Consider the following 23,438-nt stretch of genomic DNA (forward strand, 5'->3'; position numbering starts at 1 on the left):
TCATGACAGACCGATGCACATATATTTGATTTCTAAGTAATCTTCGATGCCATATTTCGATCCTTCACGGCCAAGACCGGAAGCTTTGATCCCGCCAAACGGCGCGACTTCGTTGGAGATAATGCCGGTGTTAATTCCCACAATGCCGTACTCCAGCGCTTCACCGACGCGAAAAACGCGGCTTAAATCGCGAGCGTAGAAGTAAGCGGCAAGGCCAAATTCGGTGTCATTCGCCTGGCGGATGACGTCGGCTTCGTCGCGAAAGCGGAACAGCGGCGCCAGCGGACCGAACGTCTCTTCTTTAGCGACCTTCGCGCTGGCCGGTACGTCTACCAGAATCGTGGGCTGGAAGAAATTGCCTCCCAGCGCGTGCGCCTCGCCGCCGGTGAGCACCCGCGCCCCTTTCGCCAGCGCGTCGGCAATGTGCTCCTGGACTTTACCGACCGCTTTGTCGTCGATCAGCGGCCCGGTGGTCACCTCCGGATCCAGGCCGTCACCGAGGCGCAAGGTTTGCACCGCCTGATGCAATTTTTCTGCAAAGCGTTCATATACCCCCTCCTGCACGTACAGACGGTTGGCGCAGACACAGGTTTGTCCGGCGTTGCGAAACTTCGACGCCAGCGCGCCTTCGACGGCTTTATCGAGATCGGCATCGTCAAAAACGATAAACGGCGCATTGCCGCCCAACTCCAGCGACACTTTCTTAATGTCTCTGGCGCACTGCTGCATGAGCTGTCGACCAATTTCCGTCGAGCCGGTAAACGACAGTTTGCGCACCAGTGGATTGCCGGTGAGTTCGTTGCCTACCGCGCTTGCCGACCCGGTCACCACGCTGAACACGCCCGCTGGAATCCCCGCCCGGTTCGCCAGTTCGGCCAGCGCCAGCGCGGAAAAGGGAGTCTGGCTGGCGGGCTTCAGCACCATTGTGCAGCCTGCCGCCAGCGCCGGACCGGCTTTTCGGGTGATCATTGCCGAAGGAAAATTCCACGGGGTGATGGCGGCCGTCACGCCAATCGGCTGCTTGATGACAATCAGACGTTTGTCGGCCTGATGTCCCGGAATCGTGTCGCCGTAGATCCGCTTGCCCTCTTCGGCAAACCATTCAATAAACGATGCCGCATAGCTGATTTCCCCTTTGGCCTCCGCCGGCGGTTTTCCCTGTTCCAGGGTCATCAGACGGGCGAGATCGTCCTGGTGCTCCAGCATCAAATTGAACCAGCGACGCAAAAATGTCGCCCGCTCTTTGGCGGTGAGCGCGCGCCAGGCGGGCAGGGCACGGTTTGCGGCGTCAATGGCTTCGCGGGTTTCCGCTGCGCCCATCTTTGGCACGCTACCCAGCGTCTGGCCGTTTGCGGGATTGACAACGCTAATCACTTCGCCGCTGCTGGCGTCGCGCCAGCGACCGTCGATAAACGCCTGCTGGCGGAACAAACCAGAATCATTAAGTTGCATAGGGGCTTCCTGTCGTAAAAAGGGTTAACGGGTAAAGGCGGCGTGTAAGGTGTCCACGCTGCGCGCCGCACGCAGTGTGCGCCCGGGGTTGCTTTGGCTGGCCAGCAGGGTTTGCACTTTGCTGACGATGTGCGCGCCGATAGGCATGGCCGACGTCGCTGCCGGCGAAGGCGCGTTGCAGGTGTGAACAGAACGCGGTGTGGTCACAAACAGAAAATCGTCGATCAGCTTGCCGTCCGGCGATACCGCCTGCGCCCTGACGCCCGCAGGCCACGGGTGCAGATCGGCGAGGGTCAGACTCGGACAATATTTCTGCACCAGCCGCAAATAGCCGCTTTTGCATAGCGAATTTTTCATTTCGCCAAGCCCAGAACGAAGGTTTTTTTGCAGCACGCGGCGAACGCCGGCGGAGCCGAAGATCTCCAGCGTATCGGCCAGCGAAAAGTCGCGCTTGCGATAGCCTTCACGCTTAAAGGCCAGCACCGCGTTTGGCCCAACGGTGACGCTGCCGTCGATCATGCGGGTAAGATGAACGCCCAGAAACGGCATCGCCGGATCGGGGATCGGGTAGATGAGATGATTAACGATCTGATTATGCTCTGGCGCCAGGCGAAAATATTCGCCACGGAACGGGCAAATGATAAAACCCGGATCGACGCCCAGCATTTTCACCAGCCGATCAGCCATCAGCCCCGCGCAGCTTATCAGCGTGGCGGCGTGATACTCTTTACCCTGCCGCGTTCGCACCACCACCCCTGCCGCATGCTCATTCAGGGCGCTGACCTCCGCGTGATAGATCACCTCGCCGCCTCTGGCCTGGAAAATTTTCGCCATTGCCGCCGCGACGTCGCGATAGCTGACGATCCCGCTCGACGGCACGAAAATGCCGCCCAGACCGGTGATGTTGGGTTCACGCTCGCGAAGCGCATCGGCGTTCAGCCATTCGCGTTCCAGACCGTTGGCGGCGGTGCGATCCCACAGCGCGCGCATCCGTTCCATTTCCCGTTCCGAGGTCGCGACCAGCATTTTTCCGCAAGTGTTGTAACGGATGCCATTTTGATCGCAAAAGGCTTTGGTGGCGCGGTTTCCGGCAAAGCAAAACTGCGCCTTCAGACTGCCAGGCGTGTAATAAACGCCAGCATGGATCACGCCGCTGTTATGGCCCGTTTGGTGGCTGGCCGGGCCGGACTCTTTTTCCAGCAGCGCAATGCGGGCGTCGGGGTAGACGTCAATCAACTGCATGGCGGTCGACATGCCGATAATGCCGCCGCCGATAATCACAAAATCATACATCCGCTCTTCCTTCCCACTTAGTGATGCGTCTGGTAACGGTGGGCGGAATACGCGAAATAGCCGCGCTGGCGCATTAACTCACGGCGCAGATCCGGGTGCGGGGTAAAACGGTCGCGCCCGTGTAGCCAGAACAGGTTATTGATCAGCAGGAACTTGCCTACCGGAACCGGGACGGAAAGAATATTTTTGCTGGTTTCCAGCGCATCAGAAAGGTCGCTCAGCCAGACGCCTTCCTCAAAATCTTTCGGCTGGACGAACTGGTCAATGTAGCGCATCACCGGGCGACCCTGCGGGTCCACGTCAAACACCGGATGGAACACGTCCTGGCTGACGTTTTTGCTCGGCGGCGCGGCAAAGCGCATTGGGCGACGCGCCAGCGGATGGCGGAAGTATTCTTCCAGATGCTCCCAGTCGTCGAGATGCAGCAGCAGCGAGTTGCCGCCGGTCATATTCTGCTCGTCGATTTTCATCATCAGCACAAAATCGGTGATCTCCTCAACGTAAGTCCCGTCGTTGTGCAGCTCCATCACCCGGTGCGGCTGGCGCAGATAGCTGTCAGAGTTGTCCACGTTTTTGACCACAAAGCGCGCATAGTACTGGCCGCTCATCGCATCGAAATTCGAGCGCCCGATGAGATGCGCCACTGCCGTCGCCAGCTTGACCATGTCGTCGGCCTGACTAACGTTATCGATCCCTTCAGCATTGATCAGTAACGCCCCTTCGGCGCGATCCAGCAATGTTTTCAGCAGCAGCGGTTGCAACTGATTGCCGCACAGATCGTCGAGGATCTTCGCGACCTTAAAGCGCAGGAAGGATTTATACTCCAGCGCCTGCACCGGCCACTGCGCTACCTGCGTGAGGAACGCGTTTGTGGTTGGGGCGGAAAAAGTCAGCTCCAGCAGTCGCGAAGACTGGGCTGAAGGCGTCAGGGTGAACCCGCTATAGCGTTGATCGGTGTCTTCAGGAGTCGGTTTTACGGCGGTCAGTGCGTTCATCGGAAACATTCCTCTCTGTGAGTCGTCGGGGAGTCAGGGTGATGCTCATTTCGTAGCCATAAATTAAAAATATCTACATTTTTAATAAACGCGCACAAAATAATCTCTAATGTGTATTTTTTGTGATCTAAAGCTACAAATATTTAACATTGCGGGTTTCTGATTGACGCCGACGACAGGACAGAGTGTGGAAGAAAAGATTGAGGAATCCGTGAGTTAGCCTAAACTAACGCCGTTTATCGCGCGTCAGGTACGCAGCACAACGGGATTAACGTCATGATTAAACACGGCTTTCGTCGGCTGAAATGGGTAAGCGCCGGACTGATCGCGCTGATTAAGCACGTCTCCCTGACGTTGCTGGCGGTACTGATTCTCTTTCTCGGCGTGCGGGTTTATCAGACCGAACGCGGTCCCGACCTTCAGCTCTGGCATACCTGGCATGGCGAGGAAATGTCCGCGAAGACGCTGGAGAGCGCCACCTTCGCGCAATATCAGGCTCACGAGGCGCGCTTATTCGACGCGCTGAAAGTCGAGATCAGCGACAAGCTCGGCGCCGAACAGCAAACGCCGATCAACCGCTACTGGGCCGGAAGCCGGGTTTATCCTCAGCAGTTTACGCCGAACGGAAATCGTTCATTCGTCCTGCTGCCGCAGGGGGCGCCGCGCGGCGCGGTGGTCATGTTGCATGGTTTAACCGACTCGCCGTACAGCCTGAAGCACGTGGCGCAGCGCTACCGGCAGTGGGGGTATATCGTCGTCGTACCGCGTTTGCCCGGACACGGCACCGCCCCCGGAGCGCTGACTGACGTGGCATGGCAGGACTGGCTGGCAGCGACGCGGCTGGCGATACGGGAAGCGACGCGGCTTGGGGGTCGTGACCTGCCGTTGCATCTGGTGGGTTACTCCAACGGCGGTGCGCTGGCAATGAAATACACGCTCGACAGCCTGGAGGACGCGTCTTTGCGGCGTCCCAGCCAGATAGTGCTGCTGTCGCCGATGATTGGCGTCACCGCTTTCGCCCGTTTTGCCGGACTGGCCGGTCTTCCGGCATGGTTTCCGGCGTTTGCCAAAGCGGCGTGGCTCAACGTGACGCCTGAATACAATCCTTTCAAATACAATTCGTTTCCGGTTAATGCCGCGCGCCAGTCGTATCTGCTGACCCGCGCGTTGCAAACGCAGCTCGTCGACGACGCGAAGCGCCGCCGTTTAACGGCATTGCCGCCGGTGCTGACCTTTCAGTCAGTGATGGACTCCACCGTCAGCACCCACGCGGTAGTGGACTCGCTGTATCGTTATCTTCCGGTAAACGGCAGCGAACTGGTGCTGTTCGATATCAACCAGGCTGCCAGTCTGCGCCCGCTGTTGCGAACGTCTTCTTACACCGCTGCCGCCACGCTGTTGCCGCCAGCGCCGCGCGCTTACCGCGCCACGGTCATCGCTAACGCCGCGGCAGACACGCTGGCGGTTGTGGCGCGCGACACGGCAGCCGGGAATCAGGAAGAAAAGATTCAGCCTTTGCATGAAGTCTGGCCGCAGGAGATGTATTCCCTTTCGCACGTAGCGGTGCCATTTCCCGTGACCGACTCCCTGTATGGCCTGAAACCGGAGCAGATAAACCGCTATGGGCTGAGTATGGGGACGATTGCGTTGCGTGGTGAGACTGGCACACTGCTGGTGGGAGCAGACACACTGATACGCGTCACCTCGAATCCGTTCTTCGGTTATCTTGAAGAACGGATCGAGACAGTTGCCGCGCCGCAGGATTAGCCAACTTCAATCTGCGGCTTTGCCTGACGTTTACGGATGATGCGTAACACGGGAGGGACGATAATCACTGCCACCGCCATCACCAGCAGGGTTTTGGTCACGCCGCTTTCCCACAGAATAGCCATATTGCCGTTGCTGATGGACAGCGCGCGGCGCAGGTTCTGTTCAAGCATTTCGCCGAGGACGAAGCCTAAGATCAGCGGTGACATCGGGAAATGCATCTTGCGCAAAATATAGCCCAGCACCCCAAGCGCCACCATCAGCACCAGATCGAAGGTGGTGCTGTGGACCGCGTACACGCCAACCGCTGAAACAGCGGCGATCGCCGGGACCAGAAACCACAGCGGAATGGTCAGCATGCGAGTAAACAGGCCGATCAGCGGGATATTCATGACCAGCAGCATCACGTTGGCGATCAGTAGCGCGGCGATCAGCCCCCAGACGATGTCCGGTTGTTCGGTAAACATCGCCGGGCCGGGTGTGATGTTGTACAACGTTAGCGCGCCCATCATCACCGCGGTAGTGCCGGAACCGGGAACCCCCAGCGTTAACATCGGAATAAACGAGCCACAGGCCGACGCGTTGTTTGCCGCTTCCGGCGCCGCCACCCCGCGAATATCGCCTTTGCCGAAGCTGTCGCTGTTGCCGCTGATTTTCTTCTCGGTCATGTAGGTGATGGCGCTGGCAATCGTCGCGCCCGCGCCGGGCAGCACGCCGACAAAGAAACCTATCACCGACGAGCGCAGCGTCGTGCCGGCACACTGAACGCCTTCTTTCAGATTAAACATCATCCGTCCGGTTTTACGGACCAGCGTTTGCCCGCTGCTGGTGTGCTCCAGCATCAACAGGATTTCAGACACTGAGAACAGGCCGATCACCACGACAATAAACTGAACGCCGTCGGAAAGGTGAACGCTGTCAAAGGTAAAGCGATACACCCCGGTATTAGCGTCCACGCCGACGGTAGCAAGACCCAGTCCGATCAACGCGGCGAGAAACGATTTCAGCGGGTTTTGCGCCATCATGCTGCCGAGGCAGGCGATGGCAAACACCATCAGCGCGAAATATTCCGCCGGACCAAACGCCAGCGACCATTGCGCTAACAGCGGCGCGAACAGGATGATCCCGCCGATGGCGATCAACGAGCCAAAGAATGAGCTGACCGCGGAAATCGACAGCGCGACGCCGCCGCGCCCCTGTTGCGCCATCGGGTAACCATCAAGGGCGGTCATGATCGCCGCCGCATCGCCGGGTACGTTGAGTAAAATCGACGAGATGCGCCCGCCATATTCACAGCCGATGTACACGGTCGCCAGCAGGATCAGCGCCGACTCGGCGGGCAGGTGCAGGGCAAAAGCCAGCGGCAGCAAAATCGCCACGCCGTTGATTGGCCCAAGTCCGGGCAGCAATCCGACAATGGTGCCGACAAAGCAGCCAATCAGCGCGATCAGCAGATTTTCCGGGGTCATCGCCACCGCGAAACCCTGAGAAAGATATATCCAGGTATCCATCGTTTCTCCGTTAACTCAGCCAGGCGCCGAGCGGTAAGGTGACGTCGAGCAGGCGGTCGAAGGCGTACCAGAGGGCCACACCGAGGATCACGCCGGAGATCCCCGCCGCAGGTAGCGTGGCGCCGAACAGCAGGCCAATGACCAGCGTCAGGATCGCAGTAGCGACGGGAAAGCCCAGCCATTCAAAGCCCCAGGCGTACATCAACAGGATGATGACCATCGTTAACAGTTTTTGCAGCACGTGACGGCGCGGCCAGTCCACCACATCCGGATGGCGCAGCAGTAGCGCCAGCGCGCATAGCGCCATCAGGCCAATGATCCCCAGAGGAAACGGGCGTGGACCGACCGGCTCGTAGCTGTATTCACTCTGGATCTGCCAGGCGATAAACAGCCCGGCGATACAGAGCAGCAGCCAGATCCCGGCGAAAATACGATCGCTCATGGAGGCCTCCGCGTTTATTTAGCCAGGCCGAAGGCTTTGGCCTGATCCCGGTAACCGGTAACTTGTTTTTTGACATACTCGTCAAGGGCTTTGCCGGTCATGTTGAATTCAAACAGGCCGCGCAGATCGCGCTGCTTTTTAAATTCTTCGGTCTGCTGCAGCTTTTCGAACGTCTGCACCCACCACTGGTATTCGGCGTCGCTCACTTTCGGACCAACATAGAAACCGCGAATGATCGGCCAGACCAGATCGTAGCCCTGCTCTTTGGCGGTCGGGACGTTAGCCAACTGCCCCGGCAGGCGATTTTCTGAGAACACCGCGAGCACGCGAATTTTGTCGCCGTTCAGGTATGGCACCATTTCGCTGAGATCGCCGGAGACAACCTGCACGTGGTTGCCCATCAGCGCGGTCACCGGCTCGCCGCCGCCCTCAAAGGCGACATAGCGCATCTTGTGCGGATCGACCTTCGCCTGTTGCGCCAGCAGCGCCGACTTCATCCAGTCCTGGCTGCCGATAGACGCGCCTGCGCCAATTACCACGCTGTTGGGATCTTTTTCCATGGCGGTGAGCAGATCCTTCAGCGACTTCCACGGCGAGTCGGCGCGTACGGCGATCATGCCGTAGTCGGTGCCCACACTCGCCAGCCAGCGCACATCATCAACGCCGTAGCGGCCAAATTTCCCCTGCGACAGGTTTAACAGCGAGCCGCCGGAGAAGGCGACCACTGTCCCGGGCTCGGCCGGACGCTGCGCCACGATGGCGTTATAGGCCACCGCGCCGACGCCGCCGGGCATATAAGTGACGCGCATCGGTTTTTCGATAGCGCCGGTTTCCATCATGCTTACCTGGATCAGTTTGCAGGTAAGATCAAAGCCGCCGCCGGGCTTCGCCGGGGCGATACATTCGGTACGTGACGGCGCGTCCTGCGCCAGTACAGAGGTGCTCATCAGTAAAACGCTTGCAGTAAGAGTACGAAGTAATTGTTTTTTCATTGTTTATCCTCACGCCGGATGCCCGGATAGTAGGGTTCGGAACAACATTTTTTTGATTATGTGAACCTGCATGTAGCAGTTCGGTTGCGTGATTGTTAAAACATTAACCTTTCATTTCCCTTTCAATGCGGCAGAAACTTTACAGGATGTGATATGCGTCTCTTATTGGCGGAAGATAACCGTGAGCTGGCTCACTGGCTGGAAAAAGCGCTGGTGCAGAACGGATTCGCCGTGGACTGCGTGTTCGACGGACTGGCTGCCGACCATCTGTTGCACCGCGAAAGCTATGCGCTGGCGGTGCTGGACATCAATATGCCCGGTATTGACGGGCTGGAAGTGGTGCAGCGTCTGCGCAAACGTGGGCAGACGCTGCCCGTCCTGTTGTTAACAGCACGCAGCGCGGTGGCGGATCGGGTAAAGGGGCTGAACGTCGGCGCAGATGACTACCTGCCCAAGCCGTTTGAGCTGGAGGAGCTTGACGCGCGGCTGCGCGCCCTGCTGCGGCGCAGTGCGGGCCAGGTGCAGGAGCTCCAGCAACTGGGCGATCTGGCGTTTCACGACGAGGGATATTTTTTGCTTAAGCAGCAGCCGCTGGCGCTCACCCCGCGAGAGCTGGCGCTACTGACGGTGCTGATGTACCGGCGAACGCGCCCGGTGTCGCGTCAGCAGTTGTTTGAACAGGTATTCAGTCTGAACGATGAAGTCAGCCCGGAAAGCATCGAACTGTATATTCATCGCCTGCGCAAAAAACTCCACGGCAGCAACGTGCGAATCACAACCCTGCGCGGGTTGGGCTACGTGCTGGAGTGCGGCGATGAGGTGGGTTAAACCGCAGTCGCTGTACCTGCAACTGCTGCTGTTTCTGGGGCTACCGTTGCTCCTGCTGTGGGGATTGTCGGCATTTAACAGCTATGTCAGCGCGCTACAGGCCGCGACCCAGGCCTATGATCGCACGCTGCTTTCTTCTGCACGCACGGTGGCGGAACGGCTGGAAGTGCGTAACGGCAGGCTGGAGGTCAACGTTCCGTGGGTGGTGCTGGACAGCTTTGAGCTCAACATGAACGATCGGCTGTATTACAAAGTGGTGGATCCGGCGGGGCGGGTGATCTCCGGCTATGACGATATGCACGTGATGCCGCCTGCGACCTCGCGAACCCGGCTTTATCCGGCGCTGGCGTGGTTTTATCACACCCAATATCGCGGGCAGGCGATACGCGTCGCGCGTTTGCTGCAGCCGGTGAACGAAGGCGGGATCGTCGGAATGGCGGAAATCTACGTGGCCGAAACGCTACAGTCCCGGCGCTATCTGGCGGGACAACTGCTGTTTTCGTCCTGGGTCACGCAGGGGCTGTTGGTGTTGCTGACGCTGGTGCTGGTCGGCTGGTTGCTGCGTCGGGTGCTCAAACCCATGCGCCAGCTCTCTTCGCTGATGGTCCGCCGTGAGCCGGGGTTGCTCACGCCGTTACCGGAACTGCTGCCGTGGTCGGAAACTCGCCTGCTGATCGTGGCCTTCAACCGTTACCTTGACCGGCTGTGCGTGCTGATCTCGCGTCAGGAACGTTTTAGCGCCGACGCGTCTCATCAGTTAAAAACGCCACTGGCGGTGTTGAAAACCCAGGCGGCGGTGGCGCTGGCGAGCCGGGAGCCGCAGCAATGGTACGAGAGCTTACGGGCGATGAGCACAACGCTGGACAATACCATTCTGCTTACCGAAAGGCTGTTGCAGCTTTCGGCGGTAAAGCGCAAAGAGCAGGGCGAGCGCCAGTTTGCGCCGGTAGATCTGTTCGCCGTAGTGCAGCAAAGCTGTTTTACCCGACTGGCGCAGGCGCGCAGTAAACAGATCGATCTCGGCTACGAGGGCGTACAGGCGTCGGTCTGGATGGAGGGGGATGAGGTCTTACTGGGCGAACTGTGCGGTAATCTCCTGGACAATGCCTTGAAATACACGCCGCCGCAGGGAACGGTGACGGCAAGGCTTGACCGCGAGGGCGAGGCCGTGGTGCTGGTGGTAGAGGACAGCGGGCCGGGAATAGACGACGACCAGATCCCCCAGGCGCTGTTGCCGTTTCACCGGCTGGAAAACGCAGGCTCCCAGCCCGGCGCGGGGATCGGCCTGGCGCTGGTCAATGATATTGCCCGACTACACCGCACCCATCCGCAACTGACACGCAGCGAAACACTGGGCGGGTTACGCGTAAGAGTGCGGTTTCTGGTCATGACGCATTAGGGTTTAACCTGGCGGGAACGCACGAAAATATGTTCTGCGGCCTGAAATAAAAAAAGCCGCTTTCGCGGCTTCAATCAGGGGAGAAGAATTATTCGCTGACCTTTTTCTCAACCGAGGCGGCGCCTTCTTTGGTCTTATTCCAGCCTTTTTCTGCGCCTTCTTTAGTGGCATTCCAGCCTTTCTCGGTGCCTTCTTTGGTTTTATTCCAGGCTTCCTGAGAACCTTCGCTGACTTTACTGCTCAGGTCGTTGCGGGTGCCTTCGGCTGCATGTTTTGCTTTTAGCTGTTGTTCTTCACCCTGGTTTTGCGCCTGATGCAGTTTCTCTTTGGCGGTATTGGCATTTTCGTGCGCGGCGGCTACGTCATTATCGGTGGCGTGTGTGGTCGCGGCAAAAACTGGGGAAGCCAGCAGAAGAGCAGATAAGGCGATCGTTGTTTTTTTCATAATATCCTCGCTTAACGTTATCAGTTAAATGCGTGATTAAGCATGGCAGGTCAACGAAGCGCTGGCTTTAAGAAAAAACTGTAAATGAAAATAATGATTTCTGAACGCTAAATGCATCCATACACAAAATAAAATAATCGCGTTGATGCTAAGAGGATATTTATTGATATCACGATTATTACAATTCGCTTTATTTCTGCGTTGCTGAACGATCGCTCTGTTTCACATCCACTAACCCTTTTTCCGGGTCAAGAAAGAAGCATTGGGTGGGGGACGATTTTGTCTCGGATGCCGCCTCGCATTGCGCGAGGGTACTGTATGCGCCAATCGCTTCACTCTTTGACTCTCCGCCTGCAAGCGCGAAGATCAATGCAAGAACATACATGTTTTTTCCTTAAAATCATTAACGGCGCTGGCTACATGACGGGCGAACGTGCCGCTGTAATGGACTCCAGCAGGATCATTCTTTGTACGGATAATGTTAGCGAATCGTAATATACGTATAAAATTCTTAAAAGCAAGCTGATTATTCTGAAAGTATGTATTCGGACTTTACTAATATTTTTTTAATGATTGCGAAACGAAATTATTAAGCAGTATGGCGGGTGAATTAACCCAGCGCGCACGCAACGGCACGCGCTGGCCGCGCCGCGTTGTACTGATCGCATGACGTAACCAGGGCTTTTCAGCATAACCTTAAGGCAGCCGCTGCGAATGCCGACCAGACTTATCCTTTATGTTTATGAGGAGGTTACGTAATGAAACGCCTGTTTATGTCCATTTTTTCCAGCCCGGAGTCGCTGTTACAGGTGATGAGCCATCAGGAAATAATCGAAGCGGTGGAGGATGGCGACCGCATTATTATCGACCAGGACGGTAATGCCTCGGTTAATTTTAAAAGCAGAGAAGTGCAACACGATTTCCAGCGTCATGTTAACGCGCTGAAGAGGGCATGACATGGGAACGGCGATATTCATGGTGCTGATGGTGTGCGGATACTGGTACACCAGTCGCGATCTGTCCACACGTTTTAAGATCAAACGATCGTTTGGCTGGGATGTCTATTTTCTGGTGGCGCTGTATGGCTGCATTTTTGTGTTGCAGGGCGTCCTTGCTACCGGGCTGCTCTGGCTGCTGTTATTGGCGCTCTCCGCCGCTGACAATACCTTTCAGATCACCTCGCAGAAATATGCCGACTGGCAAATTGAATTTATGAACTGGAGCTTTCTCGGCATCCAGGCGCCGGTGGTGGTGATGCTGGCCTTTGCCATCCTGTTTTGCCTTTATCGTTCTAACTGGGCGGGCAGCGCCAGGCTGGATGGTGAAGACCGGAAAACGCTGTATAAGCGTCTGGCGCGCTCGAGCGGTATCGAACAGCTGCTGTATCAGTGTATGGAACAAGGGGAACTGGCGCTGGTGACGCTCAAATCGCGGCGAATTTATATCGGCATGATCCATACCGCCACGCTGGAATATGAAAAAACAGCCAACATCGTGCTGATTCCAATGCTGAGCGGCTATCGTGACGGGGAAAAAATGAACCTGTGCATTGAGCACAACTACAGCAAATGGTACGCCGAGCATGACATTACGCTGGATTCAGAGCCCAGAAGCGCAATGGACTTCCGCAAGGTGATTATGCTGGATCAGATAGAAAGCCTTTCCCTTTTCGACCCTGCCAGCGCCAGCGCCTTGTCGATGGAACCACGCTAACGTGCGAGCGAAGAACGCGTTTTTTACCGGTTTACGGTCAGGCGCTTCCCTTGTCGCCCAACCGGTAAGCCAGCGCCACGACCAGCGACTGCACCAGGCACAGCGTCGCCGACTGAGAGCGAAACGCATCTACCTGCGCCTCTTTCACCACGAAACAGAGGTCGCTGAACGTCGCCAGTGGACTTATCTGGCTGTCGGTGATGACAATCTGACGCGCGCCGGCCTTCGCCGCGGTTTCGCTCACCATCACCGTCTCTTCCGCATAGGGCGAGAAACTGACGGAAACCACGATATCGCGTGAGCTAATACGGTTGATCTGTTCGCGCAGCATCCCGCCCATCCCGTCGAGCAGTATGGGACGGCAGGCCAGATGGCTCAGGGCGTAGGTGAGATAAGCGGCAACGCTGAACGAGCGACGTAAACCGGCGACATAGATAGTGTCGGCTTCCGCCAGCAGTTGCACCGCTTGTTCCAGCATTGCCGGTTCGGCACGGGCGGCAAGCTGCTGTAGCGCCTGCGCATTTGAGCGGGCGAATTCCTGCAAAATATCCAGCGGCGTTTCCGGCACCGCTTCGCTTTCCATTTCGCGAAACAGGCGGGCGCGGTCACTGTAGCTGGCGGTCTCTTCAACCAGATTCATGCGAAACAGTTGTTTCATTTCATTGAAACCGGTGAAGTCAAAGGCGTTGGCGAAGCGGATGAGCGTGGAGGGCGGCACCCCGGCGCGCTCGGCAATGACAGCGACCGTATCAAAGGCCACGCTATTAGTGTTATCCAGCACATAGCGGGACACCTGCTGCAACCTTTTGCTCAGGCTGTCGTAGCGATCGCGGATTTGCTGTTGCAGTTCGTTCAGGTTGGTTGCGGTACTCATTGATCCCCCTGGGTTAGTTTTCTGATTCTAAACGTAAAGCCGCTTCTTTTAAATGTCGGACGTCCGATTCGCGGCAAAAATGAAACAGAAGATTCACGCTTTTCCCTCTCTGAAATCCCCGAAAGATCGGCTTATCCTGCGTATTGCGGCTGTTAACATAAAAATCCATCCTTGATCACAATAATCACTATTTGTTTTATTTCAACTTAAAATGGAATATTTATTTCATATATAGTGATTTCATAGAGAGCGTTCAGGTAACAATCACGAACCCACAGCGAGAGGTTAAGGATGGAGACGGTAGCGAATTTTATTCACGGCGAATGTGTCACCGGTTCAGGCCAGCGCGTTCAGGCGATCTTCAACCCGGCCACCGGCGAGCAGATCCGCCAGGTGGTGATGAGTACGGCGCAGGAGGCTGAGCAGGCGGTTGCCGCCGCGCAGCAGGCCTTTCCCGCGTGGGCACGTCAGGCTCCGCTTAAGCGTGCGCGGGTGATGTTCCGTTTCAAGGCGCTGCTCGAAGAGCACATGGAAACGCTGGCCCGCATCATCAGCGAAGAGCACGGCAAGGTTTTCTCCGACGCGGTGGGCGAGCTGACCCGCGGCCTGGAAGTGGTGGAATTCGCCTGCGGCATCCCGCACCTGCAAAAGGGTGAGCATTCCGCCAACGTGGGGACCGGCGTCGACAGCCATTCGCTGATGCAACCGCTCGGGGTCTGCGTCGGCATCACCCCGTTTAACTTCCCGGCGATGGTGCCGATGTGGATGTTCCCGATTGCGCTGGCGACCGGCAACACCTTTGTGCTGAAACCGTCGGAAAAAGATCCCTCCCTGGCGCTCGCGCTGGCGCAACTGCTGAAAGAGGCCGGCCTGCCGGACGGCGTGTTTAACGTGGTACAGGGCGACAAAGAGGCGGTTGACGTACTGTTGACCGACCCGCGCGTGCAGGCAGTGAGCTTTGTCGGCTCCACGCCGATTGCGGAATACATTTACCAGACCGCCTCCGCCCACGGCAAACGTTGTCAGGCGCTGGGCGGTGCGAAAAACCACTGCATTTTAATGCCGGATGCCGACATGGAGATGGCGGCCAACGCCATTATGGGGGCGGCCTACGGCGCGGCGGGCGAGCGCTGCATGGCGCTCTCGGTGGTGCTGGCGGTGGGCGATAAAACCGCTGATGACCTTTGCGCCCGGCTGGAAAAACAGATTGCCGCACTGCGCGTTGGGCCGGGTCTGGACCAGACGCCGGAAAACGAAATGGGGCCGCTCATCTCCGCCGCCCACCGCAGCAAGGTGCTGGGCTACATCGACAGCGGGGAAGCGCAGGGGGCGAAACTGTGCGTGGACGGTCGCGGCTTCCACGTGCAGGGCCACGAGCAGGGCTACTTCGTCGGGCCGACGCTGTTCGATAACGTCACCCCGGAGATGTCTATCTATAAAGAAGAAATTTTCGGTCCGGTGCTTTCTGTGGTGCGCGTAGCAGATTACGCCAGCGCGGTGGACCTGATTAACCGCCATGAATATGGTAATGGCTCCGCCATTTTCACCCGCGACGGCGGCTGCGCGCGCCGCTTCTGCGAAGAGGTGCAGGCGGGCATGGTGGGCGTCAACGTGCCGATCCCGGTGCCGATGGCGTTCCACAGCTTCGGCGGCTGGAAGCGCTCGATTTTTGGCGCGCTCAACGTCCACGGCAACGACGGCGTGCGTTTCTACACCCGCATGAAAACCATTACCGCGCGCTGGCCGGAAATGCAGCAGGACAGCGGCGCGGCATTCTCTATGCCGACGCTGGGCTGACAGGAGGTGTTATGCAAACCGAACGTATGACCATGGCCCAGGCGCTGGTCCGGTTCCTTAATCAACAGTACGTCAGCGTTGACGGCAACGAAACGCCCTTCGTGGAGGGCGTGGCGACCATTTTTGGACATGGCAACGTGCTGGGTATCGGCCAGGCACTGGAGCAGGATCCGGGCCATCTGCAGGTAATGCAGGGCTGCAACGAGCAGGGCATCGCCCATATGGCGACGGGGTTCGCCAAACAGCATCGCCGTCAGCGTATTTTCGCCATCACCTCCTCCGTCGGGCCGGGCGCCGCCAATATGGTAACCGCTGCAGCTACGGCCACCGCGAACCGCATCCCGCTGCTGCTACTGCCGGGAGATATCTACGCCAGCCGCCAGCCGGACCCGGTGCTGCAGCAGATCGAGCAGTATCACGATCTCAGCATCAGCACCAACGACTGCTTCCGTCCTGTCTCCCGCTACTGGGACCGCATCAACCGCCCCGAGCAGCTGATGAGCGCCATGCTCAATGCGATGCGAGCACTCACTGACCCCGCGGATACGGGCGCGGTGACCATTTGTTTGCCACAGGACGTACAGGGCGAGGTCTGGGATTATCCGATGAGCTTTTTTGCCCGTCGCGTGCATCACATTGAACGTCGACCGCCCGATTCCCAGCGGCTTGAACACGCGCGGGCGCTGATTGCCCGTAAGCGTCGCCCGCTGGTGGTGTGCGGCGGTGGGGTACGTTATTCCGGCGCGCATGAGGCGTTGCGCGAATTTGTCGAGACGCTGCATCTGCCGTTCGCTGAAACCCAGGCCGGAAAGGGGGCGCTGGTCAGTGACCACTCGCTTAATCTGGGCGGGGTCGGCGTCACCGGCGGGCTGGCGGCCAACAAGCTTGCGCCGCAGGCGGACCTGGTAATTGGCGTCGGCACGCGCCTGACCGACTTTACCACCGGCTCCAAGGCACTGTTTGCCCATCCGGACGTCGAGTTTCTGCTGCTGAACGTGGCCGAATTTGACGCCCTGAAGCTCGACGCCACCGCGTTGATTGCCGATGCCCGGACAGGGCTGCAGGCCCTGACTCATGCGCTGAAGGATTACCGCAGCGGCTGGGGAGAGGAGATTGCTCAGGCGAAAACCGCCTGGCGCAACGAGTGCCGCCGCCTGTGGGATCGCCAGTGGCACCCGGATGAGGCGCCGGAAGTGGCGGGACACCTGGACGCGCAGCTGGCGGAATACGGCGAGGCGCTCAACACCCGCCTGACCCAGACGCGGGTGCTGGGGCTGATTAATCAGCATGTTGAAGACAACGCCATCGTGGTGGGGGCAGCCGGATCGCTGCCGGGGGATTTGCAGCGCCTCTGGCAGGTCAAAACGCCCGATACCTATCATCTGGAGTATGGCTACTCCTGCATGGGCTACGAGATTGCGGCCGCGATTGGCGCGAAGATTGCGAGACCCGAACAGCCGGTATACGCCATGGTGGGGGATGGCTCCTACATGATGCTGCACTCCGAGCTGCAAACCGCGGTGCAGGAGGGGATTAAGGTCACCGTTCTGCTGTTTGATAACGCCAGCTTCGGCTGCATTAACAACCTGCAAATGGGGCACGGTATGGGAAGCTTTGGCACCGAAAATCGCCGACGCAACCCGGAAACCGGGCAACTTGACGGACCGCTGGTGAAGGTCGATTTCGCGCAAAACGCGGAAAGTTACGGCTGTCGCGCGTGGCGGATACACGATGAACCAGGCCTGCTGGCGGCGCTGGCGGCGTCCCGCGCCCATCCTGGCCCGACGCTGCTGGACATTAAGGTGCTGCCGAAGACCATGACCCACGATTACGCCTCGTGGTGGCGAACCGGCGATGCGCAGGTGGCAGACTCGCCCGCGGTGCGCGAAGCCGCCGCGTTGACGCAAGCGCAGGTAAAAAAAGCGCGTCAGTATTAGTTTTCCCGCCGTAACGAAATTTTCATTTCATTTTATCTTCCTGTGTTTTCCGCGCCCTCCCCATCCGGGAGAGGGCGATGTTCTTTCCGTATATCGCCGCTCATGTTGTGAGATTGATAACAAAAATTATCTCGTTCATCTCAAAACTGTTAACCTGCACTCAAAAACATAATTTTCACTATTTATAAAAATGAAATAAATGTTTTATTTAAAGGGTCGTTAGTTCATTGCATTCACCAACACCGGGAGCCGTTATGTTTAACATTGCTTTACTGGGCGCTGGCCGAATCGGCCAGGTACATGCAGCTAACATCGCCAGCCACAGTGCGACCACGCTGTGGTCGGTGGTCGACCCGAATCAGGCATTTGCCACCCGTCTCGCCACGCAGTATCAGGCCCGCCAGCAGAGCCTGGAGGAGGCGATGACCGACCCTGACGTTCATGCCGTACTGATTGCTTCGGCAACGGATACCCACGCGGATCTGATTGAAATGGCCGCCCGCCACGGCAAGGCCATCTTCTGCGAAAAGCCGGTACACCTCGACCTCGCCCGCGTGCGCGACTGCCTGAAAGTGGTCAAAGAGTACGACGTGCCGCTGTTCATCGGCTTTAATCGCCGCTTCGACCCGCAGTTCCGCCGCGTGAAAACCGAGGCGCAGGCCGGGCGCATCGGCAAACCGGAATCGCTGCTGATCATTTCCCGCGATCCGTCTCCGCCGCCTGCGGAGTACGTGCGCGTCTCCGGCGGCATGTTCCGCGACATGACCATTCACGACTTTGACATGGCGCGCTTCATCATGGGCGAAGAGCCGGTGTCGGTGTATGCCCAGGGCAGCAACCTGGTGGATCCGGCGATTGGCGAGGCGGGGGATATCGATACCGCGTTTATCGTTCTGAAATACGCCTCCGGCGCGATGGCGACCATCGTCAACAGCCGCCGCTCCTCGTACGGCTACGACCAGCGCCTGGAGCTGCACGGTTCCGAAGGGCTGCTCTGCGCGGGCAATATCCTTGAAAACCAGGTGCAGCACTACGGAAAACAGGGCTGCACCAGCGCGCTGCCGGAACACTTCTTCCTCCAGCGCTACAAATCCGCTTACGCCGCGGAATGGGAACACTTTGTTGCGGTCCTGCGCGGCGAAGCGGTGCCGGATTGTAGCGGCGATGACGGCGAACGAGCGCTGTACCTCGCGGATAAAGCGCTGGAATCACTGCGCAGCCAGCGCGAGATCGTCCTCTAAACACACCCACCCTACACAGAGAGACATAATAATGAAAAAACTGATCGTAGCCGCCCTCATCGCCGTAACGTCCGGGGCCGCCCTCGCCGAAAACGAGCAAATTGTTTTCAGTACGCCAAATCTGGCGATGCCGTTTGAAGTGCACATGCAGCGCACGGCGGTGAAGGCCGCAAAAGAGATGGGCGTGCAGCTTCAGGTGCTGGACGGGCAGGGCAGCTCGCCGAAACAGGTGGCTGACCTGGAAAACGCCATCACCCGCGGGGCGCAGGGCTTTATCGTCTCCCCGAACGACGTGAACGCGGTCTCCAGCGCGGTGGATGAAATTCAGGAGGCGAAGCTGCCGGTCGTCACCCTTGACCGCTCCGTCGACAGTCAGAAGAAAGTGCCGCACTTTGGCGCCAACAATTACAAAGGCGGCCAGGCGATTGGCGACTTCGTGAAAAGCAAATTCCCCAACGGGGCGGAGATCATACTGCTCACCGGTCAGCCCGGCTCCTCCTCCAATATTGAACGCACCAAAGGGATCCGCGACAGCCTGAAGGCGGGTGGCGATAAATACAAGATCGTCGCCGATCAGACCGGCAACTGGATGCGTTCAGAAGGGATGCGCATCGTTGAAAGCGTCCTGCCTTCTCTGCCGAAACGCCCGCAGGTGATCCTCTCCGCCAACGACGATATGGCGCTGGGGGCGATTGAAGCCCTGCAGAGCCAGGGCGTGAAGCCGGGCGAAATCCTGGTGACCGGCTTTGATGCGGTACCGGAAGCGCTGGCCCGCGTGCGCGAGGGCTGGCTGGCGGTGACGGCGGATCAGCGTCCGGGCTTTGCGGTCAAAACGGCGATGAGCCAGCTGGTGGCCAACGTGCGCGACAAAACCGCCATCACCGGGGCTGACTACCCGCCGACGCTGATCACCAAAGAGAACCTGCAGCAGGCTGAGCGCATCGGCGAGGCCGGTAACTGATCTATCCGCAGCCGCCGCGCGAGCGGCGGCGCACTCTGAAGGAGGAGCAGACCGATGTCGCAACCCTTACTGAAAGTGACCGACCTGGCGAAAAGCTTTTCCGGCGTCTGGGCGCTGAGCAGCGCTCAGCTGACCGTCGGCAGCGGAGAAATTCACGCCCTGCTGGGGGAAAACGGGGCGGGAAAATCCACGCTGCTGAAGGCGCTCGCGGGGGCGCAGCCGCAAACGCGCGGGGAGATCTGGTTCAACGGCGAAACGCTGCCGGTGGATGACTCCCCGGTGGAGCGGCAGAACAAGGGCATTATCACCATCTATCAGGAGTTCAACCTGCTGCCCAACATGACCGTCGCGGAGAACATGTTTCTCGGGCGCGAGCCGCGCAGGCGTAACCTGATCGTCGACGAAAAGGGGGTAAACCAGGAGGCGCAGGTCATCCTCGATTACCTGCAGCTGAACGTCGCCCCGACCACGCCGGTCGCCCGCCTGAGCGTGGCGCAGCAGCAGATGGTGGAGATCGCCCGCGCGTTAACCCTGAACGCGAAGCTGATCGTTATGGACGAACCGTCCGCCGCGCTGAGCGACAGCGAAGTGGAAAGTTTGCACCGCGTGGTGCGGGAACTAAAGGGGCGTGGGGTCAGCATTATTTACGTTACCCACCGTCTGCACGAAGTGTTTCAACTTTGCGATCGCTTCACCGTGTTTCAGGACGGTCGTTTCACCGGTACCGGCGCGGTGGCGGAGACCACCGTCGAACAACTGATTCGCCTGATGGTCGGGCGCGACGTGGCGTTTAACCGTCGTCCCGCCAGCGAAACCCACCATGAAGATAAACCTGTCCGCCTGGCGGTGAAGGGGCTGAGCCGCGAAAAGCCGCCGCTGGATCCGCACGGCATCGCCCTGCACGACATCAGCTTCCACGTCCACGCCGGGGAAGTGTTAGGCATTGCCGGGCTGGTGGGTGCGGGACGCACCGAGGTGGCGCGCTGCCTGTTTGGCGCGGACGCGTTTACCTCGGGCAGCTTTGAGCTGGACGGCGTGCCGTACCAGCCGCGCGATCCGCTGTATGCCCTCGATCAGGGCGTGGCGCTGGTGCCGGAAGATCGCAAAAAAGAGGGGGCGGTACTGGGGCTGTCGATTCGCGACAACCTGTCGCTCTCGTGCCTTTCGTCTCTGCTGCAGTGGCGCTGGTTCGTGAACACCCGCAAAGAGGACGACCTGATTGAGTCCTACCGCCAGGCGCTGCAGATCAAAATGGTCAACAGCGAGCAGGAGGTGCGCAAGCTCTCCGGCGGTAACCAGCAAAAAGTGATCCTCGCGCGCTGCATGGCGCTCAACCCTCGGGTGCTGATCGTCGACGAGCCGACGCGCGGCATCGACGTGGGGACCAAATCGGAAGTGCACCAGGTGCTGTTTGACATGGCGAAAAAGGGCGTGGCGGTGATCGTGATCTCCTCCGATCTGCCTGAAGTGATGGCGGTGTCTGACCGGATCATCACCCTCAGCGAAGGCCGGGTGACCGGCGAGATCCACGGCGACGACGCTAACGAAGAGCGGCTGATGACGATGATGGCCATCAACCACAACGCCCTGAACGCGGCATAACGGAGTTTCTCATGACGCAGATGATTTCTAAAACGCAGGCCCCGGTGAAACGCGCCGGACGCATCGATCCCATCGCCTTCTTCGAGCGCTTCGGGGTGCTGATTTTCATGATCCTGCTGCTGATCTTCTTCCAGTCGCAGAACAGCAACTTTTTCTCTGAACGCAATATTTTCAACATCCTGACCGAGGTCTCCATCTACGGGATCATGGCCGTGGGGATGACCTTCGTCATCCTGACCGCCGGGATCGACCTCTCCGTCGGCTCCATTCTGGCGGTGTGCGCCATGACCGCGGCGTACGTGATCAAGGGCGACAACTTTACCACCGTTGACCCGAACGCCTGGGGCGGCATGAGCTGGCTGATTGGGCTGGGGATTTGCCTGGCGATGGGCACGGCGATTGGCTTTCTGCACGGTCTGGGCGTCACCCGCCTGCGCCTGCCGCCGTTCATCGTCACCCTCGGGGGGATGACCATCTGGCGCGGCCTGACGCTGGTGATTAACGACGGCGCGCCGATCGCCGGTTTCGATCAGGGCTACCGCTGGTGGGGGCGCGGGGAGCTGCTCGGCATCTCCATTCCGATCTGGATCTTCGCCATCGTCGCCGTCGGCGGCTATCTGGCGCTGCACAAAACCCGCTGGGGGCGCTTCGTTTACGCCATCGGCGGCAACCCGGAGGCGGCGCGCCTGGCGGGGGTCAACGTGAAGCGCGTGCTGGTCAGCGTCTACGTGCTGATTGGCTGCCTGGCAGGGCTGGCGGGCTTTATTCTCAGCGCGCGTCTGGGGAGCGCCGAGGCGGTGGCCGGGATCTCCTTTGAGCTGCGCGTCATCGCCTCGGTAGTGATTGGCGGCACCTCGCTGATGGGCGGCTACGGGCGCATCGGCGGCACCATCATCGGCTCCATCATCATGGGTATTCTGATTAACGGCCTGGTGCTGATGAACGTCTCGGCCTACTACCAGCAGATTATCACCGGATTAATTATCGTTCTGGCGGTGGCGTTCGACACCTACGCCAAGAGCCGTCGCGGCGCACTGTGAGGATCGTGATGAAAGAGGTACGTATTGGATTAATCGGCACCGGGTATATCGGCAAGGCGCACGCCATCGCCTACGCCCAGGCCCCGACGGTGTTCAACCTGCGCGGCAGGCTGGTGCGCGAGATGGTGGCCGAGGTGAACCCGGCGCTGGCGGCAGAGCGCGCCCGGGCGTTTGGCTTCAACCGTTCAACGGGAGACTGGCGGGCGCTGGTGGCCGACCCGGCCATTGATGTGGTGGATATTTGCTCGCCCAACCATCTCCATAAAGAGATGGCGCTGGAGGCAATCCGCCACGGCAAGCACGTCTACTCGGAGAAGCCGCTGGCGCTGAACGCCCACGACGCGCGCGAGATGGTCGACGCCGCAAGGCGGGCAGGGGTGAAAACCCTGGTGGGCTTCAACTACATGAAAAACCCGACGGCGCAGCTGGCGAAGGAGATCATCGCCCGCGGCGAGATTGGCGAGGTGATCCACTTCTACGGTACCCACAACGAAGACTACATGGCCGACCCGCTTTCGCCGATTCACTGGCACTGTTTCAAAGAGACTGCCGGGCTGGGGGCGCTGGGCGACCTCGCGGCGCACATCGTCAATATGGCCCAGTACCTGGTGGGGGAGATTGAGCAGGTTTGCGGCGACCTGAAGATTGTGGTCCCGGCACGTCCGGCGAAGGCCGGGTCGTCGGAGATGGTTGCCGTCGAAAACGAGGATCAGGCCCACGCGATGGTGCGCTTCGCGGGCGGGGCGCAGGGCGTCATTGAAACCTCACGCGTCGCCTGCGGCCGCAAGATGGGGCTGTCGTACGTCATCACCGGGACGAAAGGCGCCATCAGCTTCACCCAGGAGCGCATGGCGGAGCTGAAGCTCTATCTGCATGACGATCCGGTCAACCGTCAGGGGTTCCGCACGCTGCTGGTCGGCCCGGCACACCCGGACTACGCAGCGTTCTGCATGGGCGCGGGCCACGGGATCGGCTTTAACGATCAAAAAACGGTGGAGGTGCGCGACCTGGTGGACGGGATTGCCGCCGACGCCCCGATGTGGCCGGACTTCGAAGAGGGCTGGAAGGTGTCGCGCGTGCTGGACGCCATCGCACTCTCGCACCAGCAGGGCCGCTGGCTGAACGTGAACGACATTGTCTGATGAGGTA

At 59.0% G+C, this 23,438-nt stretch carries 21 protein-coding genes; 12 read left to right on the top strand and 9 right to left on the bottom strand.

What is annotated here, in order from left to right; all coding sequences use genetic code 11:
* Genes gabD through glaH form a run of 3 tightly spaced genes read right to left on the bottom strand, consistent with a single transcriptional unit; the run spans position 1 to position 3,740 of the window.
* Entirely contained in the window at positions 1 to 1,452 is a 1,452-nt protein-coding gene (gabD, locus tag HVX72_RS04945) for an NADP-dependent succinate-semialdehyde dehydrogenase (protein WP_181822649.1), read from the bottom strand.
* Between the two features lie 24 nt (positions 1,453 to 1,476).
* Positions 1,477 to 2,745: an L-2-hydroxyglutarate oxidase gene (lhgO, locus tag HVX72_RS04950; protein WP_181822650.1), complete on the bottom strand. Its 1,269-nt coding sequence runs from the start codon at positions 2,743 to 2,745 to the stop codon at positions 1,477 to 1,479.
* 17 nt (positions 2,746 to 2,762) lie between these two features.
* On the bottom strand, positions 2,763 to 3,740 hold the full coding sequence (gene glaH / locus HVX72_RS04955) for a glutarate dioxygenase GlaH (protein ID WP_042288468.1): 978 nt from the start codon (positions 3,738 to 3,740) through the stop codon (positions 2,763 to 2,765).
* 279 nt (positions 3,741 to 4,019) lie between these two features.
* Here glaH and HVX72_RS04960 point away from each other — a divergent pair, with 279 nt between their 5' ends.
* Entirely contained in the window at positions 4,020 to 5,507 is a 1,488-nt protein-coding gene (locus tag HVX72_RS04960; protein ID WP_249418876.1) for an alpha/beta hydrolase, read from the top strand.
* Here HVX72_RS04960 and HVX72_RS04965 read toward each other — a convergent pair.
* From HVX72_RS04965 to HVX72_RS04975, 3 genes are read right to left on the bottom strand one after another with little or no spacing between them, the layout of a single operon-like run.
* The gene (locus tag HVX72_RS04965; RefSeq protein WP_042288462.1) at positions 5,504 to 7,018 is read right to left on the bottom strand and encodes a tripartite tricarboxylate transporter permease; all 1,515 of its coding nucleotides are present in this window, start codon (positions 7,016 to 7,018) and stop codon (positions 5,504 to 5,506) included. The two genes, HVX72_RS04960 and HVX72_RS04965, sit on opposite strands and share 4 nt — an antisense overlap.
* A 10-nt stretch (positions 7,019 to 7,028) precedes the next feature.
* The gene (locus HVX72_RS04970; RefSeq protein WP_042288459.1) at positions 7,029 to 7,460 is read right to left on the bottom strand and encodes a tripartite tricarboxylate transporter TctB family protein; all 432 of its coding nucleotides are present in this window, start codon (positions 7,458 to 7,460) and stop codon (positions 7,029 to 7,031) included.
* Positions 7,461 to 7,474: 14 nt separating this feature from the next.
* The gene (locus tag HVX72_RS04975; protein WP_181822652.1) at positions 7,475 to 8,452 is read right to left on the bottom strand and encodes a tripartite tricarboxylate transporter substrate binding protein; all 978 of its coding nucleotides are present in this window, start codon (positions 8,450 to 8,452) and stop codon (positions 7,475 to 7,477) included.
* Between the two features lie 153 nt (positions 8,453 to 8,605).
* Here HVX72_RS04975 and tctD point away from each other — a divergent pair, with 153 nt between their 5' ends.
* Both tctD and HVX72_RS04985 read left to right on the top strand, forming a co-directional pair.
* Positions 8,606 to 9,280 carry a transcriptional regulator TctD gene (gene tctD / locus HVX72_RS04980; RefSeq protein WP_181822653.1) on the top strand — a complete coding sequence of 225 codons (675 nt, stop codon included), beginning with the start codon at positions 8,606 to 8,608 and terminating at the stop codon, positions 9,278 to 9,280.
* Positions 9,267 to 10,679 (top strand): sensor histidine kinase, encoded by a 1,413-nt coding sequence (locus HVX72_RS04985; RefSeq protein WP_181822654.1) that lies wholly within the window; start codon positions 9,267 to 9,269, stop codon positions 10,677 to 10,679. Before tctD ends, HVX72_RS04985 begins: the two co-directional genes overlap by 14 nt.
* Before the next feature lie 88 nt (positions 10,680 to 10,767).
* Here HVX72_RS04985 and HVX72_RS04990 read toward each other — a convergent pair whose 3' ends face one another.
* Both HVX72_RS04990 and HVX72_RS04995 read right to left on the bottom strand, forming a co-directional pair.
* Positions 10,768 to 11,124: a hypothetical protein gene (locus HVX72_RS04990; RefSeq protein ID WP_060569150.1), complete on the bottom strand. Its 357-nt coding sequence runs from the start codon at positions 11,122 to 11,124 to the stop codon at positions 10,768 to 10,770.
* Positions 11,125 to 11,314: 190 nt separating this feature from the next.
* Entirely contained in the window at positions 11,315 to 11,509 is a 195-nt protein-coding gene (locus HVX72_RS04995) for a hypothetical protein (RefSeq protein ID WP_181822655.1), read from the bottom strand.
* Positions 11,510 to 11,882: 373 nt separating this feature from the next.
* On the opposite strand from HVX72_RS04995, the gene HVX72_RS05000 reads away from it, so the two are divergent.
* The gene (locus tag HVX72_RS05000; protein WP_060569152.1) at positions 11,883 to 12,080 is read left to right on the top strand and encodes a hypothetical protein; all 198 of its coding nucleotides are present in this window, start codon (positions 11,883 to 11,885) and stop codon (positions 12,078 to 12,080) included.
* A 1-nt stretch (position 12,081) separates the two neighbouring features.
* Positions 12,082 to 12,837: a hypothetical protein gene (locus HVX72_RS05005; RefSeq protein ID WP_060569153.1), complete on the top strand. Its 756-nt coding sequence runs from the start codon at positions 12,082 to 12,084 to the stop codon at positions 12,835 to 12,837.
* Positions 12,838 to 12,874: 37 nt separating this feature from the next.
* Here the strand turns inward: HVX72_RS05005 and HVX72_RS05010 are convergent, their stop codons facing one another.
* Complete coding sequence (locus HVX72_RS05010; RefSeq protein WP_181822656.1) at positions 12,875 to 13,711, bottom strand: MurR/RpiR family transcriptional regulator; 837 nt, start codon at positions 13,709 to 13,711, stop codon at positions 12,875 to 12,877.
* A gap of 291 nt (positions 13,712 to 14,002) precedes the next feature.
* Between HVX72_RS05010 and HVX72_RS05015 the strand changes: the two genes are divergently transcribed.
* The 7 genes from HVX72_RS05015 to HVX72_RS05045 all read left to right on the top strand — a co-directional run bounded on the left by HVX72_RS05015 (position 14,003) and on the right by HVX72_RS05045 (position 23,431).
* Complete coding sequence (locus tag HVX72_RS05015) at positions 14,003 to 15,508, top strand: CoA-acylating methylmalonate-semialdehyde dehydrogenase (protein ID WP_181822657.1); 1,506 nt, start codon at positions 14,003 to 14,005, stop codon at positions 15,506 to 15,508.
* An 11-nt stretch (positions 15,509 to 15,519) separates the two neighbouring features.
* The gene (gene iolD, locus HVX72_RS05020) at positions 15,520 to 17,445 is read left to right on the top strand and encodes a 3D-(3,5/4)-trihydroxycyclohexane-1,2-dione acylhydrolase (decyclizing) (protein WP_181822658.1); all 1,926 of its coding nucleotides are present in this window, start codon (positions 15,520 to 15,522) and stop codon (positions 17,443 to 17,445) included.
* A gap of 254 nt (positions 17,446 to 17,699) precedes the next feature.
* On the top strand, positions 17,700 to 18,686 hold the full coding sequence (iolG, locus tag HVX72_RS05025) for an inositol 2-dehydrogenase (RefSeq protein WP_181822659.1): 987 nt from the start codon (positions 17,700 to 17,702) through the stop codon (positions 18,684 to 18,686).
* Positions 18,687 to 18,717: 31 nt separating this feature from the next.
* Positions 18,718 to 19,647, top strand: coding sequence for a sugar ABC transporter substrate-binding protein (locus HVX72_RS05030; protein ID WP_042288441.1), 930 nt, complete (start codon positions 18,718 to 18,720; stop codon positions 19,645 to 19,647).
* A gap of 54 nt (positions 19,648 to 19,701) precedes the next feature.
* Positions 19,702 to 21,249 carry a sugar ABC transporter ATP-binding protein gene (locus HVX72_RS05035; RefSeq protein WP_181822660.1) on the top strand — a complete coding sequence of 516 codons (1,548 nt, stop codon included), beginning with the start codon at positions 19,702 to 19,704 and terminating at the stop codon, positions 21,247 to 21,249.
* Positions 21,250 to 21,260: 11 nt separating this feature from the next.
* Entirely contained in the window at positions 21,261 to 22,289 is a 1,029-nt protein-coding gene (locus tag HVX72_RS05040) for an ABC transporter permease (RefSeq protein ID WP_013098254.1), read from the top strand.
* A gap of 8 nt (positions 22,290 to 22,297) precedes the next feature.
* The gene (locus HVX72_RS05045; RefSeq protein ID WP_181822661.1) at positions 22,298 to 23,431 is read left to right on the top strand and encodes a Gfo/Idh/MocA family oxidoreductase; all 1,134 of its coding nucleotides are present in this window, start codon (positions 22,298 to 22,300) and stop codon (positions 23,429 to 23,431) included.
* The last annotated feature ends 7 nt before the right edge of the window (positions 23,432 to 23,438 follow it).

The organism is Citrobacter sp. RHB21-C05 (assembly GCF_013889015.1).
Taxonomy (GTDB): domain Bacteria; phylum Pseudomonadota; class Gammaproteobacteria; order Enterobacterales; family Enterobacteriaceae; genus Citrobacter_A; species Citrobacter_A sedlakii.